The organism is Providencia sp. PROV004 (assembly GCF_011045615.1).
Lineage (GTDB): Bacteria > Pseudomonadota > Gammaproteobacteria > Enterobacterales > Enterobacteriaceae > Providencia > Providencia rettgeri.
Genome location: NZ_CP042859.1, coordinates 1,983,616 through 1,997,407 on the forward strand (window position 1 = coordinate 1,983,616; position 13,792 = coordinate 1,997,407).

24 protein-coding genes are annotated in these 13,792 nt (G+C 37.3%); 6 read left to right on the forward strand and 18 right to left on the reverse strand.

The window, feature by feature from the left end:
- Positions 1-6: 6 nt before the first annotated feature.
- The 3 genes from FVA69_RS08560 to FVA69_RS08570 all read right to left on the reverse strand — a co-directional run bounded on the left by FVA69_RS08560 (position 7) and on the right by FVA69_RS08570 (position 2,704).
- Positions 7-582: a cysteine hydrolase family protein gene (locus FVA69_RS08560; RefSeq protein ID WP_004912122.1), complete on the reverse strand. Its 576-nt coding sequence runs from the start codon at positions 580-582 to the stop codon at positions 7-9.
- Positions 583-678: 96 nt separating this feature from the next.
- Positions 679-2,040 (reverse strand): sensor histidine kinase, encoded by a 1,362-nt coding sequence (locus tag FVA69_RS08565; RefSeq protein ID WP_164528681.1) that lies wholly within the window; start codon positions 2,038-2,040, stop codon positions 679-681.
- Positions 2,030-2,704 carry a response regulator gene (locus FVA69_RS08570; RefSeq protein WP_004912118.1) on the reverse strand — a complete coding sequence of 225 codons (675 nt, stop codon included), beginning with the start codon at positions 2,702-2,704 and terminating at the stop codon, positions 2,030-2,032. Before FVA69_RS08570 ends, FVA69_RS08565 begins: the two co-directional genes overlap by 11 nt.
- 172 nt (positions 2,705-2,876) lie before the next feature.
- Between FVA69_RS08570 and FVA69_RS08575 the strand changes: the two genes are divergently transcribed.
- Entirely contained in the window at positions 2,877-3,119 is a 243-nt protein-coding gene (locus FVA69_RS08575) for a hypothetical protein (protein ID WP_004912116.1), read from the forward strand.
- A 190-nt stretch (positions 3,120-3,309) separates the two neighbouring features.
- On the opposite strand, the gene FVA69_RS08580 is transcribed toward FVA69_RS08575, so the two are convergent.
- Positions 3,310-3,570 carry a DinI-like family protein gene (locus tag FVA69_RS08580; RefSeq protein ID WP_164528682.1) on the reverse strand — a complete coding sequence of 87 codons (261 nt, stop codon included), beginning with the start codon at positions 3,568-3,570 and terminating at the stop codon, positions 3,310-3,312.
- A gap of 220 nt (positions 3,571-3,790) precedes the next feature.
- Here FVA69_RS08580 and FVA69_RS08585 point away from each other — a divergent pair, with 220 nt between their 5' ends.
- Entirely contained in the window at positions 3,791-4,324 is a 534-nt protein-coding gene (locus FVA69_RS08585; protein WP_109911576.1) for a GNAT family N-acetyltransferase, read from the forward strand.
- An 18-nt stretch (positions 4,325-4,342) separates the two neighbouring features.
- Here the strand turns inward: FVA69_RS08585 and FVA69_RS08590 are convergent, their stop codons facing one another.
- From FVA69_RS08590 to csrA, 11 genes are all read right to left on the reverse strand, one after another.
- Positions 4,343-4,762 carry a GNAT family N-acetyltransferase gene (locus FVA69_RS08590; RefSeq protein WP_117162373.1) on the reverse strand — a complete coding sequence of 140 codons (420 nt, stop codon included), beginning with the start codon at positions 4,760-4,762 and terminating at the stop codon, positions 4,343-4,345.
- A gap of 457 nt (positions 4,763-5,219) precedes the next feature.
- Positions 5,220-6,395 carry a tyrosine-type recombinase/integrase gene (locus FVA69_RS08595; RefSeq protein WP_164528683.1) on the reverse strand — a complete coding sequence of 392 codons (1,176 nt, stop codon included), beginning with the start codon at positions 6,393-6,395 and terminating at the stop codon, positions 5,220-5,222.
- A 1-nt stretch (position 6,396) separates the two neighbouring features.
- The gene (locus FVA69_RS08600) at positions 6,397-6,612 is read right to left on the reverse strand and encodes a hypothetical protein (protein ID WP_123382603.1); all 216 of its coding nucleotides are present in this window, start codon (positions 6,610-6,612) and stop codon (positions 6,397-6,399) included.
- Positions 6,613-6,909: 297 nt separating this feature from the next.
- Positions 6,910-7,278 (reverse strand): hypothetical protein, encoded by a 369-nt coding sequence (locus FVA69_RS08605; protein ID WP_164528684.1) that lies wholly within the window; start codon positions 7,276-7,278, stop codon positions 6,910-6,912.
- Between the two features lie 28 nt (positions 7,279-7,306).
- Positions 7,307-7,462 (reverse strand): DUF7167 family protein, encoded by a 156-nt coding sequence (locus tag FVA69_RS08610; RefSeq protein ID WP_164528685.1) that lies wholly within the window; start codon positions 7,460-7,462, stop codon positions 7,307-7,309.
- 483 nt (positions 7,463-7,945) lie between these two features.
- A complete protein-coding gene (locus tag FVA69_RS21625; protein ID WP_238789295.1) occupies positions 7,946-8,134 on the reverse strand; it encodes a hypothetical protein in 189 nt (62 codons plus the stop codon).
- A 1-nt stretch (position 8,135) separates the two neighbouring features.
- Positions 8,136-8,591, reverse strand: coding sequence for a hypothetical protein (locus FVA69_RS08620; protein ID WP_164528686.1), 456 nt, complete (start codon positions 8,589-8,591; stop codon positions 8,136-8,138).
- Positions 8,592-8,600: 9 nt separating this feature from the next.
- Positions 8,601-8,804, reverse strand: coding sequence for a hypothetical protein (locus tag FVA69_RS08625; protein ID WP_141240686.1), 204 nt, complete (start codon positions 8,802-8,804; stop codon positions 8,601-8,603).
- Between the two features lie 13 nt (positions 8,805-8,817).
- A complete protein-coding gene (locus tag FVA69_RS08630) occupies positions 8,818-9,594 on the reverse strand; it encodes a hypothetical protein (protein WP_164528687.1) in 777 nt (258 codons plus the stop codon).
- An 84-nt stretch (positions 9,595-9,678) separates the two neighbouring features.
- Positions 9,679-10,593 carry a recombination-associated protein RdgC gene (rdgC, locus tag FVA69_RS08635; protein ID WP_164528688.1) on the reverse strand — a complete coding sequence of 305 codons (915 nt, stop codon included), beginning with the start codon at positions 10,591-10,593 and terminating at the stop codon, positions 9,679-9,681.
- A gap of 149 nt (positions 10,594-10,742) precedes the next feature.
- Entirely contained in the window at positions 10,743-10,931 is a 189-nt protein-coding gene (gene csrA, locus FVA69_RS08640; protein ID WP_164529334.1) for a carbon storage regulator CsrA, read from the reverse strand.
- Positions 10,932-11,038: 107 nt separating this feature from the next.
- Between csrA and FVA69_RS08645 the strand changes: the two genes are divergently transcribed.
- Positions 11,039-11,305, forward strand: a complete 267-nt coding sequence (locus tag FVA69_RS08645) for a hypothetical protein (RefSeq protein WP_164528381.1) — start codon at positions 11,039-11,041, stop codon at positions 11,303-11,305.
- Here the strand turns inward: FVA69_RS08645 and FVA69_RS08650 are convergent.
- The 3 genes from FVA69_RS08650 to FVA69_RS08660 form a co-directional block, all read right to left on the reverse strand.
- On the reverse strand, positions 11,283-11,501 hold the full coding sequence (locus FVA69_RS08650; RefSeq protein ID WP_164528382.1) for a hypothetical protein: 219 nt from the start codon (positions 11,499-11,501) through the stop codon (positions 11,283-11,285). The genes FVA69_RS08645 and FVA69_RS08650 overlap by 23 nt on opposite strands.
- Positions 11,502-11,530: 29 nt before the next feature.
- Positions 11,531-11,740: a hypothetical protein gene (locus tag FVA69_RS08655; RefSeq protein WP_164528689.1), complete on the reverse strand. Its 210-nt coding sequence runs from the start codon at positions 11,738-11,740 to the stop codon at positions 11,531-11,533.
- Between the two features lie 155 nt (positions 11,741-11,895).
- The gene (locus FVA69_RS08660; RefSeq protein ID WP_227024229.1) at positions 11,896-12,543 is read right to left on the reverse strand and encodes a LexA family protein; all 648 of its coding nucleotides are present in this window, start codon (positions 12,541-12,543) and stop codon (positions 11,896-11,898) included.
- 96 nt (positions 12,544-12,639) lie between these two features.
- Between FVA69_RS08660 and FVA69_RS08665 the strand changes: the two genes are divergently transcribed.
- From FVA69_RS08665 to FVA69_RS08675, 3 genes are all read left to right on the forward strand, one after another.
- Entirely contained in the window at positions 12,640-12,834 is a 195-nt protein-coding gene (locus FVA69_RS08665; RefSeq protein ID WP_102140689.1) for a Cro/CI family transcriptional regulator, read from the forward strand.
- A 37-nt stretch (positions 12,835-12,871) separates the two neighbouring features.
- Positions 12,872-13,330: a YmfL family putative regulatory protein gene (locus FVA69_RS08670; protein ID WP_164528690.1), complete on the forward strand. Its 459-nt coding sequence runs from the start codon at positions 12,872-12,874 to the stop codon at positions 13,328-13,330.
- A 282-nt stretch (positions 13,331-13,612) separates the two neighbouring features.
- Positions 13,613-13,792 (forward strand): DUF4222 domain-containing protein, encoded by a 180-nt coding sequence (locus FVA69_RS08675; protein ID WP_164528691.1) that lies wholly within the window; start codon positions 13,613-13,615, stop codon positions 13,790-13,792.

A 13,792-nucleotide genomic window follows, 5' to 3' on the forward strand; every position in this document is an offset into this window, starting at 1 on the left:
TAAGTGTTATTTTAATTGCATAAATTCTTTAACGGAAGAAACCGTTACCATTCCATCCAATGCCTGAATACTTTGCTGGTGGAGTTCTGGCGTTGGAGCGGCACATAAATCTTCAAGTACAGTGACATAATACCCTAAGTCATGAGCCTGCCGAGCCGTACTTTCAATGGCTTTTACGGTACTAACTCCGCCAATAAACAATTCTGTAATGCCATTTTCGGTAAGCCATTTATGGAAATGGTTTCCTGCAAATGCAGAAACCCCTTTTTTAATCATAACAGGGTCACGAAATGCCACTTCAAGGTCATGAGCCCAATTACACCCATTACCACTTAATTTTAAGGCACCAAGGCTTTTGGCTTGCTGAAACATTGGGGAGCCAGCAGGAACATCGTGGTAATTGTCTGAAAACCCAACTTTAACCCAAATAACTGGGATATGATGACTTCTTGCATATTGTGCTGCTTGATTGGCTTTTTCAACGATTTTGCGAGAGCAAGTCTGTTGATAGCTTGAATTAGATAAGCCATTTTTACCAATTATCTCTTCAATGAGATCAATAATAACTAATGCCTTGGACATTATTGCCTCTTTTAAGTGTACGTATATTAACTTATAAAAGGTGTATTCTAGCTAGAAAAAATAGTGAATGCTGTTAACTCAATAACATAATTAGATTTAGGGTAAGTCAATAATAAAACCAATGCCTCGATTGTCTAATCCATCAGTAACTCTAATTACAGCACCGATTTTATGGGCTAAATTATGAGCGATAGATAAACCTAAACCGCTTCCGGTTTCCATTGTTCCAGGAACTCGATAAAAACGAGAAAATATAAGTTGACGGCTTTCTTCTGGAATTCCTCGGCCATTATCTTGAACAGAAATAGTTCCACCAAATGGAGTCAGGTCTTTTAAAATAACTTTTATTTTCCCTTTTTCTGGGCAGTATTTAATCGCGTTTTCTATCAAATTGGTAAAAATATTACTCAGTGCAAGTTTATCAGTGAGGATATAAAAAGATTTTGGGCTTTGTAGTTCGACATCAATGTCTTTGTTAATGGCGTAAGGTATATGTGAGGATATTAAGTGACTGATTAATACAGGAAGGTCAATTTGCTCTTTATTTAATAAAAAATCTTCAGTTTCTAAGCGTGCTAAGTCAATTAATTGATGTGATAGAGAAGCTGCTCGATTTAAAGTCTCTTGCATATCATTAATAATTTCTTCTTTTTCTTTGGGATTATCAATTTGCATTAATAAATGTAATTGAGCTATGACAGCTGCAATCGGTGTTCGTAATTCATGTGCGGCATCTGCCATGAAACGCTTTTCGCGTTGATTTGCATCATCAACACGAGACATAAGGTTATTGATTGCCGCAATGATAGGCCTAATTTCTTTATATTGTTCTTTCGTTTCTATTGGCGTTAAATTACCCGGCTGGCGGCTAGAAATTAGTTTTGCAGATTGCCTTAAAGGCCGTAGGCTAAAGTAAGCAGTAATTAAAATCGCTAACAGCATAATAGCCAAAATAAAAGCGAGGGGGATGGCGGTGCCTTCGGCTGGGCTACCTAATAAAGATTTACGGTCACTATAAGATTCGGCAATCACAACTTCAAAGGTATTTTTGTCATTCCATGCAGACGTAAAGTGCCAGTCTTTATGTAATACAGCGAGCTCAGAAACGGATTTCAGCGATGGAACGTGTAGCTTGTCACTGTTTCGATAATAGACATTTCCTTCTTTATCTCTAACAATCATAAACGGTCGATAACTAATATCGTCGCCACTTTCCATCGCCGTAGAATAAAGTTCTTGTAGATTATCAGCAATTTTATTGAAATATTCTGGCTTATCAGCAACCACATCAAGTGTTTTAGCAAACCCTTGAGTGATGACGTTCTGTTGTTCATTTAATTCATCATGAATTGAAGGCCAATAAAAAAATTGTAGCCAACCAACTAATAACAGCCAAAGAAAAATAACTGAACTAATTTGTAGTCCGAATGTATAAATAAAAAATGATTTAACTTTCACTTAGTGGTGCTTCTTTTTTTAATAAATAACCAATACCACGGATAGTAATTATACGCTCTTTACCTATTTTTCGGCGTAAATTATGAATATGAACCTCTAAAGAGTTACTTTCCACATCGTCTAACCCGAATAGACGCTGCTCTAAATCTGTTTTTCTGACAACATTATCCGCATTTCTTATTAATTCATAGAGTAATAAATATTCTTTCCCGGAGAGCAATAGCAATTGTTCATTAAGGGTCACTTGGTGATTAAGAGGATTTAATTGCAGGTTACCTAGTTGCCATATTTCAGATGAAAAACCAGCCATACGGCGGCTAACTGCTTTTACTCGAGAAATAAGCTCAGGCATAGCGAATGGCTTTGTTAAAAAGTCATCTGCACCTGAGTCTAAACTAGAGACTAGGTTATCCATTTGGTTTCTTGCTGTAAGAATAATTATTGGGATAGTTTCCCCCATATTACGCCAAGTAATGAGTTCTTCATGGCCATCGCCATCAGGCAAGCCTAAATCTAAGAGCATTAAGTCAAAATTACGGGATGCAAGTTGTAATTTTGCGTCTGCAAGTAGCCTTACCCAACAAGGACTAAAGCCTGCCAATTCCAGCCCTCGACATAGTGCCTTTCCCAACTGAAGATCATCTTCGACTAATAGGATATTCATATTATCACCTCTACGAACAAGTATAAGCAGGCAGTGAGTGTCAGACAATATGCATAGTTCAAGTTTGAATCAGATTTAAGCATATCTTAAGGTTGGTTTAACTCATTTTTAAGGTACAAAGAAATAGATTGTTTATTATCATTTCATCACTCAAACAATAAGAGCATTGATAATGAAACAAGTATTTTATGAGGTGCCATTATTTATAGTAGCAATCGTATTTGCTTTAATCTTTATGGGGAAAGATTTCAATAATTCACCCTCAGTAAGCTTATCAACTCTAACGCTAAATGAAGTTTCTACTTGCGTGAATGTTGATAGCTGTATTTCACAAGTTAGAATAACTCGTGAAGGAAATAAAAAATTAAATCCAGTGAAAGAAATTAAAGCATTTCTTAGGCATAAAATCTATTAATTAACAACGAGTAAAATTTAGATATGAGAAATTATTAAATAAGTAGTTTCTTTAATAATCAACGTATTGTCTTGCTTTTATTCTCCTGCAAGTAGAAGTGTCTTTGTTGATGAGGCTGGGTTTAATTACGACTTTTAGTAAAAGAAAAAGGAATGTTACACAATGGGTAAACATTCCTTTAAGTATTAGGTTAATCCACCGTTGTTTCTTCTGGGATCCAACCATCATCCATCCATATTTCTTCCAGTATCTCTTCAATACGAATTTTATCTTCCGTTATTTTAGTTCCAGAGATGTTAACGCGTTGTTGTGAGCTAAACCCAACCCGCGTTATCATATCTGGATATTGGTTTTGAAGTTTGCGTAAAATCTCAGTTTCAAGTGCTTGCAAAACAATTGAACTCGGTTTTTGTGGAGCGTTCTTATCTAATAATACTTCGATACGTAACATGATAGCCTCTAGTAAAGACTGTATTAATATACAGTATTTTTAGAACTATTAGGTAAAAAAGTCAATATAGTGCTACAAATATTTTTATCAGCGAATGGAGTGAAAAAATAATAGCAAGATAAAACAACAGGTTAATGTTATGAGTGCACGATAAATAATTGTCAGAAAATTTAAAATAGGTATGCTAGAAAATATTTTTTATAAGGTGAGTTTTGATTAAATGTTACATGCTTTAAGAGTTTCAAGTGAAGATAGCGAAGCGATAGCAATGATTAACCAGTTGTATGACACAGCTTTTCCATTATATGAACAAAGAAGCTACCAAGGAAGAGAGGCAATATTAAATCATAGCGATTATTATTTGCTCAATTTCAAAGAGAATGACACTTTTATTGGTTTCATTGGTTGTTGGAAAATCGAAGATTATTATTACATAGAGCATCTTGCTATTTCCCCCATATTAAGAGGGCAAGGTTATGGGCAAAAGGTATTAAAACTGTTTTGTCATGATGTTGGTAAAGTAATTCTAGAAATAGACCCCATTATTGATGAAGTTAGCCAAAAACGTTGGTCTTTTTATCAACATTGCGGTTTTCAACAAACTGAATACGCTCACGCACATCCAAGTTATTACCCAGAAAATAAGCCGCATGAGCTTAGGGTATTAAGCTATCCAGAAGTGATAGCTCAAGAGGTGTATCAGCAATTTAATCACACCTTGCAAACGGTTGTGATGAATAAAGCGCTATTATAGTTCACCATTTAGATGGTTTTAATCAGATATATAGCAATAGATAAGTTCGGGATCATTATCATCTAAATTTTCAATGTATCCACTAGGAATAAAGCCAGTTTTTATTAAGAGTTGTTGAGTGGCTGTATTCGATTGGTTTGTAGATGTAAAAATTTTTGGGGTTTTACTCTGCATTTTTAGTTTATTAATTAAGGTGAGTCCAAGGCCTTGCCGACGATGGTTTTTATTTACCATTAATAACTCTATAAAAGCATGGGAATAGAAATAATAATGTAGAACACCATACGCCAATATTTCGTTGTTGGCTTCCAGTACATAACATATTTCTTGTTCGAGCCATTGGGTAATGTCTTCATAGCGTTCTGTCGTCGCAATGGTATCTATGGAAAATATAGCATTTATATCAATTAGTGTTGCGGCTCTAAAGTTAGTTTTCATTATCAATCAGTTGTTTATCAATGCTAAATGTCTTAATTTGAAAATATTACAGCATAGGATTGGTTTAGGTAAAAGATTAATATGAATAAGTAGCGCTTAAATAGGCATGTATACCTATCTATCAATTGAATTGAGAGTATTTTGGACTGTATAAGCAGTTGGTTAAAGCTAGTATAACCATGTCGGGGTTTTACACCAGTTTTACCGCCATTTTACCTTTTTAAAATCACACACACAAAAAAACCAACCGTAATAGGTTGGTTTTCTTAGGGAATTTTGGTCGGCATGATAGGATTTGAACCTACGACCCCCGACACCCCATGACCCCGATAGCAAACTATAAACACCATTGATTTGAAAGGAAAATAAACCCATCGACTGTTCATGCAAACAGTGCTTAATATGCAAAACTTGCATTATATACATCAATTAGTTAAGTCGACTTTTACCCGGCCATTTAAGCTATTTCACAGTGCGGCACTTCAATCCAATCAACATGATTTTCGGTATAAATTTTTGTTGATTCAGCATCACTGTGGGCCATACGTGCCTGAGGATCAAACCCGCGTTGCTTAAACATAAATGCAGCCAATGCCCTAATTTCATGAAACGTCGGTCTTTCATCTTGTGGTAAATTAGCAGCAACACCAACACGATCCCTTAGGGCTGAAAAAGCGCGACTGAGATAGTCGGGGGCGACTTGAGTAGGATGATTAACTTCTTTGCTAATCTTGTTCGGCAAGCGAACAGGTAATCTATGTACAATATATGGGCTTGCTACGTTGTCACGACTGTTATCAATGATTTCCTTTAGTTTTTTACCAATAGGGATCGCGACATGAGATGCTTCTTTATGTTGCACTTTCTGTCTGTGAATATAGATCATGCCGTATATACCATCCTTTTCTTCATCAAACCAAACACAACCACAGGTATTATTTTTTGGGGCTTTGATGTTGTATTTGATACGAGAAACCTCAAGCCGGGCTTGTGTTGTTTGTAGTGCTAAATCCATAGCTGTTCGTAACCAAGGTTCAGCTGATGCACGGATTTTAAGAAAGTCATCATAAGATAAGCGGCGGCGTTTTTTCCCATCGACACGTTTCATTTTCTTACGTTCTGCAGGATTATCTAGCATTAATGATTCATCCATTGCATAACTGAATATTTTCTTTAGAAAGCCAACTTTTCTATTTTGAACGTTCGCGGAAGCTTCAGCATGAAATTCATTAATGAACCCGTTCACATGCTCAAGTGTTACCTCAATTGGTGTGATATCATTGAAATAAGCCTTAACCCTTTCTAGATCTTTAGTCCAATCGCTAAGGGTGCTTTCCGATGGCTGTTCATCATTCACCATTCGAGCAAACAATTTATTCAGATGCTCGGAAAATGGCAGAGATTCGCCGTTTGTGCCGCCAGAATCAACAATTAATGATTTGACTGAAACAGCACTCTCAGGACGCATTATATTGTTATATTCTCTGGCTATCGCAATTGCCCTAGCTTTATCAGCGCCTATTCTTCTTCTGACGCCATTAACTAGTGTAAAGCGATATTGTTTCTCAGCTTTATCATAGTAAAGAAAGTCAGGCAAATGCCTGAACTCTCTTTTACGCGGTCTGCCTTTCATTTTATGAAGCCCTTATTAAATCACTTACGCATGATGCAATATCAGACTCAACACCCCACTTTTCTGAAGAATAAACCCAAGCCGCGCCATCAACGATCTTTCCTCGCACTTCACCAATCGTTACCCAGCGTTTTATGGTTCTATTATCGGGTATTGAACCATCCTCGAATTCTCTTTTGGCCCATGCGCTAGCTTTCATAAGTTTTCCACTAGACATAATTATCTCCACATCTGCCGCATACAGATTTAAATATTAAATATCGTCGTTAACTGGTTTAATTAAATGCTGGTGGATAATGCTCACCATTAAGTGTTTATATTTCATTGCTAGTCCTTATCTATGGGGTGTATATTAAAATTACAGTTATTTAATTTAGTAACTTGTGCCAAGGAGGCTAAAATGAGACGTAATAGAAAAAATACAACCTGGGTTGATGTGGCATCTTGTCTATTTAGAGGCATTAGCTGTCTCATTGGTGCTTTGGCTATAATCATGCTTTCAGTTCTGATACTTTTAGCATTGTTTTACGGATTGAAATAAAAAATCCGCCCGAACATATAAGGTGTCAGTTGGGAACTCCCTGCTCGAACTCCAAGTTACATCGCCGCTATATAAATTAACTGGATATACAGGTTTATTTATATCCTCTGGTTCAGGGGCAACCTGTAGCCATATTAATTCTGGTGCGGTAGGGCAATTAATGCTTTCTGGTAAGCTATTAATTAAACTCTCTCGTGATGCTTGCCAACTAATCCACATTAAATCTACATATTGGTCAGCGTAATTTGATCCGTTATTTGCACGTTTAAGTTTTAATTCAAATTCTGACGGGTCGCTAAGTGACTTTATTTCCGCTTCAAATTGCTGTCTTGATTTATCCATCACTCCACCTTTAATCTTCTGGCCGTACTCATAAATCGACTACATCACCCGTAAATTCAGCTATAATTTCCAACCTCTCATCTTCAGATAATTTCGCCCATTCTGATTCTGTATAACCAACCTCAGTGCTGCATGTAGAACCTTGGTTGTTCGTTCTTGCATATAGAAGCATCTGCTTACTCATATTAATTCCTCTTATTGCATATATTTAATCGCTAGGATTAAAACGTTTCATGGCAAATATTTAATTATCACCTACACTTAAGCCCGAAAGATTAATAACAAGCTGTGCAACTTTCGCCGATTCTCCCTGTGTCGGCTTTTTTTTATCTACTTCCTTGCTAAATTCCATGGCTTAACTATGCTTAAATTGCTTACACAGAGAAACTATAAACATATCTAGACAATCCCTTGCCGTCCGCTCCGTGGCGGCATTTTTTTTGTGAATTATCCAAATAAAAGTATCTATTTGTTTGTATTAGTGTAATTTGGTTATCGAAGCCACGTGTAAGCTTCATTTAATGATTAATTCCCTTGTAGTAATTATACCGTCTAAGTCGGCGGTTTTTTTCATTGCATCCCTGCGAGCTAGTGGCGATTCTTTAATCCATAGTAATAACCACGCTTTAACCAGCGGTATATTTTCTTAACTGTGCCGGGCTTGGCTCTAATTTCCTAACCATGCATCTGAGTTACATTTAGGGCATGGAATAGTTTCCATTGGTTCGTATAAATTTCCACTACCATCACAAGCATCCAAATCCCACAGATAACCATCAATACATTGACTATCAATATAGTGAGCGCCGAAGTCATAACCTTGATAATCACAAGCAACTTGTATTTTTTTCTTCATGTCAGCCACCTATGCGTGTAGCAGTTCTAATGCGCTCATAAACCTCACTAGCTTGGATCCGTTCATCACCAACATCACAGGCGCAGAAATATTCAAATGCAGCTTTTTCAGCTTCTTTATGTGCTCTGAGAAATTTTGCTTTTAGTTTTGCCACATCAGGCCTTAGCCATGAACAAACAGGGCCATCTTCTGATTCAAAAATACCACCGATAAACCAACCATCACCTTGCGGTTTGCTCGGTACCCACCCTGAGATATCGCAATCACCATCTATAAAATAGCGTTTGAATGTTGGGTGGCTTTCATCAATATCGCCATCCATATAGACATTACAAATTTCAAGGCAGTTGTTATCAAACCATTGTTTTAAATATTCAACATCTTCACTTACAGGAATTTGAGAGTGAGCCCAATAGCCATTTTCATCGCGTTCTACTAATTCAGGTTTAATAGACATATGCACCCCCTACACAATAATTCTGTAAACTGAATTAACTGTTTGTATATAACCATCTGCCAGATAAGTATCGATATTAACTACTGGTGATGTATGTATTTGAGCGCCATTAAAGAAGCGTTTTTTTGTATCATTGTAAACATGGCCATCAGCACCATGGGCGTTAACTGATTCGAGCAATATATCTGCATCAAATTTAATTTCATTGGACATAATCAGCCTCTCATTAATCCCAGCCATTGCTATAACAAATACCTTCTGGTGACTCATCCCACACCAAGAGACTCCCACCGTAATAAAGCGCTAAGACTAATTTGTCGAAACGGGAATATGCTTTAACTATTTTCTTACCTAAAATCCTGTCATTTACCTTACCCCCAATTAACTCATAAACATTATTACCATCCTGCAGTAGAGGTTCGCTGCGGTAACCCCCTGTGCGTTGAATACTTAAATGGAAGCTATAATCACAGCTATATGCGCTAACTGAATTAGATGAGTATCTTGATGTTGACCTTTCTTCTGGATGTATGCCGACTTGAATAAACCCATCATGCTCATCATTAATAAAGACTTGCGGTGACTCCCATTGGTTTTCCATTGCTGACTCGCTTTTATCCTCTATAAATGCCTCCCACAAATCAGATGCTTTTATGTATTTAGGGCACTCATCGTCACTTGTGAAATCTTTTACTAAAGCGATAACTTTTTCTTGTAAATCAGCCTCAATACCTGAATCCTCCCAAGAGTTACGCATTTTTTCAGCAACCAGCGTGTTGTATTTTTTCAAATCAACTACATCCTCTATATTCGCTGGTAAGGCACTTTCCATTGCCTTATTAAAAGCCTTACCGAAATCACCATAGGAACGAAAGGCATCATCAACAACACTGGTAAATAATTTAGTGATACCTTTATCAATAATTTCTACGGCCTGTTCGCTATTTGCAAACTCAACGCAACGTTGAGTTAATAATTCACTTAATGTTAGTTCTTTCGACATAATTAATACTCCACACAAAATTTAGATAATAAGAGTCCGTCTCTTAATAAAGAGAATTAAATTCCTTGGTGTTGGTTAAATCATTTAAAGCTTGGCTTCACCGCCAAGTGAATCAATTAATGCTTTTATTAAAATATTTAATTCCGAAATAATTAAGAAGAAATCAGCATCAAAGCGTTGGTTATAATCTTCTCGTTCGATATCATCATTAGTTTCTAAAAATGCGGAATCAAATTTAAGCTTAGATAGAACAAAACTATCATCAATACAGAATGTAACCCTATCTTCATAACCTAATGATAATTTAGTGACTAATTTGCCTGCTTCAATATTCGTTTGAATTTCATCAGAAATTAAGTCTTGTTTTGTATATTTAGCAATTCCACCTTCTTCAAGGATGGCTTTCATTTCTGATTGTTCACCAAACACAAAGCCTTTTGGTAATTGCCCGCTTCTAACCCATTCTGTTAGCGTTAATTCAATAGGGTCTTTCATTGTTACGGGTACTACTGGCAGAGAGCCAATAGCTTTGCGTATCATTGCAAAACAATCTTCAGCACGTCGATGTGACGATACTAGCGCAGCAATAAAGCCATCAGTAAGATTAACCCACACATCGAAACGGTTATACTTAGAGAATGCACGAGGTAGCAGTTCCTGAATAACTTCATCTTTAATGGCTTGGCGTTCAGCTTTCTTTAATTTTCTACCCTGATCTGCTTCTAGCTTCTCAATTTTTTTATTTAACTCATTATTGATAACAGGAGTTGGTAGCATTTTATCTTCTTTAAAAAGAGATATAAGCATCTGGTCATTAACTTTATGAGTCAAACAATCAGAATTACCAATGCCAAGCGGTGGAATAAAACCAAAACGTTGCATATCAAGTGAACCGCAAGGCTCATATTTTAAATTTGATAACTGCTCTTCGATACTATTAAAATCAATATCGCGAGTTATCCGATAAATAATTAGGTTTTTAACATTAAAAGCACTCATGTGATAATCCTTAAATATAATTAACCCCACGCATAATAAATAAGACCACTGACAAATAATGAATATATTTACCTAGTATGAACACTGAATATCAGTGGCCTTATGTATTATGAAAAAGGGCGGCACAACACCGCCAAAAACTACAAGGGTCAATCTCTAGCAGTGGCAATACTATTTTCAGCTAAGATACGCTGATAAATTTCTTCACGATGTACAGCAACATCTTTTGGGGCTTCAATACCAATCCGCACTTGGTTTCCATTAAACCCCAAAACAGTAACTTTAATATCATCACCAATCATTAAAGTTTCACCGACTCGACGAGTTAAAATAAGCATTCCCATACTAAACACTCCACACAATTTATAAGGTTGCCTGAACTAACTTATCCACATCAGGCGGCTGTGGTATTCTTGGAAGCCCTACACAACCAAGAGAATTTTTTATGAGTAACTTAAAAGGCGTTATAGTTCATATTGAACACCGTATCGGTTGGGTTGCTATCCGTGATGAAATCGGCGAAATAACCATTGCTGAACTTATTGGTGGTTATGACGTCGAAAAAGGAAACATCATCACAGGCAATCTACATTCCGAAGGTGGCGAAACCTTTTATAATCTCTCTACAGATGAAGAGCTTGATGTTTACGTTGAATACATTCACCTCACGGAAGCTCAGGCCATTCTAGCTATTCAAAAGTGCGGTCGATAAACCGACGAAACATTGCACAATTTTTCAGAGTCCAGTTACATTGCTCGGCGGAGATTGTTTTCTCCGCTGGAATGTCTGGATTTAGCTCGCGCAATGTACGACCTCTTTTCGCTGCCCCTTCAAGCTGCTCAACCTTATTAAGTAATGCCTGTTTAACGTCTAGGCACTTGCATTTACCATTATCAGAATTGCACATGCCTAATACCCCACACATTTAAAATTCAGTCAAGCACTAACAGTAACTGCACACATATCCATGCACTCTGCAATTTCTTCGTCGAGCTTTTCGAGTTTAGATTGCAGCTCATCACGTTCATTGCGTAGTTTTTGTAGGTTATTAATTTGTTTGGCTTTTTCTAGTATCCACTCGCGCACATCATCCTGCGACATTGGCACACTAAAAGTAACGATTGGTTCATTTAAATTGGTTTGCATAAGCTTCTCTCCATTGCTTCGATGTATTTAATGTAGGATATCCGACATTAATGTGTCAAGCTAAAATGTAGGGAAACTTACATTTATTTTGGTGGGGGGTTAGTAACGAGGGATAATATAAGTAGCTACCAATGGGGTATTGGTAGCAATGTTAGTTAAAAATCAATTAAAACTTGCTTGACGACGCCTACAATTCTGCAGTTCTCATCGAAGTCTATTGTCTTATAGAAGGGATTTAAAGGGATAAGATATCTGTTCGGCCAGTCTTCTACGAATTTTTTTAATGTTGCCTCTGTTCCGCCATGAATATAAGCAACAACAATTTTCCCATTTATAGAAGAAAACCGTGTCAAATCAGGCTCAACGATAACTATCGAGCCATCTGGAATAGAGGCATCCTTAACAATTGTAGTCATTGAGGAGCCATTTACACGCAAAGCGAAAGCACCACTAGAGAGGCTGAGTGTGGTTGTTATATATTCGTTAACATCATCAAGGCAAACCCCTGAATCAGTTTCAGTCCAAGTTCCAGCCTGTACCCAAGACAACACAGGCAACTCACGAACAGACACCGACAAGCCTCTTGTATATGGAGTATCGCAGCTTCCAGTTCCTTCAACTAACCAGATAGGGTTGCACTTTAGGGCTTCCGCTAGCGCTTGAAGGTTGGCCCCGTTAGGTTGGTAATCATCTTTCTCCCATCCAGTAACGGTGACACGATTCACACCAGCGATTTTAGCCAGTGCTTCTTGAGTTAATTTTAGCTCTTTTCGCCTTTCGCGAATTCTATCTCCCATGCTCATGTAGGATAGCCTACCATTTATCATTGTAAGTTTCTTGACATTGTGATGTTGGATATCCTACATTATGGGTTGAACAGTACATTATGAGGCCTCAAAATGAAAAAAAGTGATGTTATCTCTTACTTCGGCGGTTCATGCAACACCGCTAAAGCTTTAGGAATTAAGCATCCATCTGTAAGTGGGTGGGGGGAAATAATTCCTCAAGGGCGAGCTTATCAAATTGAAAAAATCACAAAAGGAAAATTGAAATTTAATCCTCAGCTTTACCAAAACGATACCAAAACCAACTAACTGAGTTAACTACAAACAAAACAACGGAATTGTAGATATGTGCAAACAAACATTAAAAGAAGTCGTGAAAGAGATGTGCAAGGCATTCCCTGGTGGTCGTTCAGCGATGGCGGGTGCTTTGGGTATTTCTGAAACTACTTTCAATAACAAGTTGTATGAGAAAAACGGCTGTCGTTTCTTTGAAAATGATGAACTTGAAGCGATTGAGGAATTATCAGGTACCAAAGCGCTGGTGGCTTATCACATGGAACGTCACGGAATTACACCGGCAGTAAAAATTGAAGCTGAGAGCTTAGATACGGTTGAGTTATTTGATATTCAAATGCGCCTTGGTGCAATGCAAGGGGCTTTAAGCGTTTTAATCAAAGACAGTATTTCTGATGGCGTTCTAACACCAGATGAAACAAAGGCTATCTACAGAAAGATGAAAAAAGTCTTTGCTTATGCGCTTGGGTTTGTTGGTTCTTTGGAAAGTGTTTATGGGATTAAACCATGATGAGCATAGCTAGAAAGGTTGACGCCCCAGATATGCGGTCCGAGGCGTCTAGTGCTAATAACAACTTGTGTGGAGTAACTAGCATGAGCAGTTTAAACCAATTTCAACATAAAAAGCAATTTCGCTGCTTACCAATATCAAAATGTGGTCCGTTTCAATATGTAGAGATCATAACGTCAGCTGACAAGTCGGGCAACTACCAGACCGAACAACAATTGGTAGATAGCAAAGTCCTAAGAGATAGCTGGGCTAAATACTATTTCCGCAGTGGGAGAGAGGTTAGTGAGCAATGAAAAGTATAAAAACCTTAATCGTTACTTCCGAGATAAGCGAGGCCGTATTGTCCATGTTGTTGAGTGGGACAAACCAAGGCAACGGGTTGTTTTCATGCTCGATGACTATGAGCACCCCTGTTTTGAGCCCCTCGAACAATTCAAAAAATATTACACAGAAGTTAAGTAA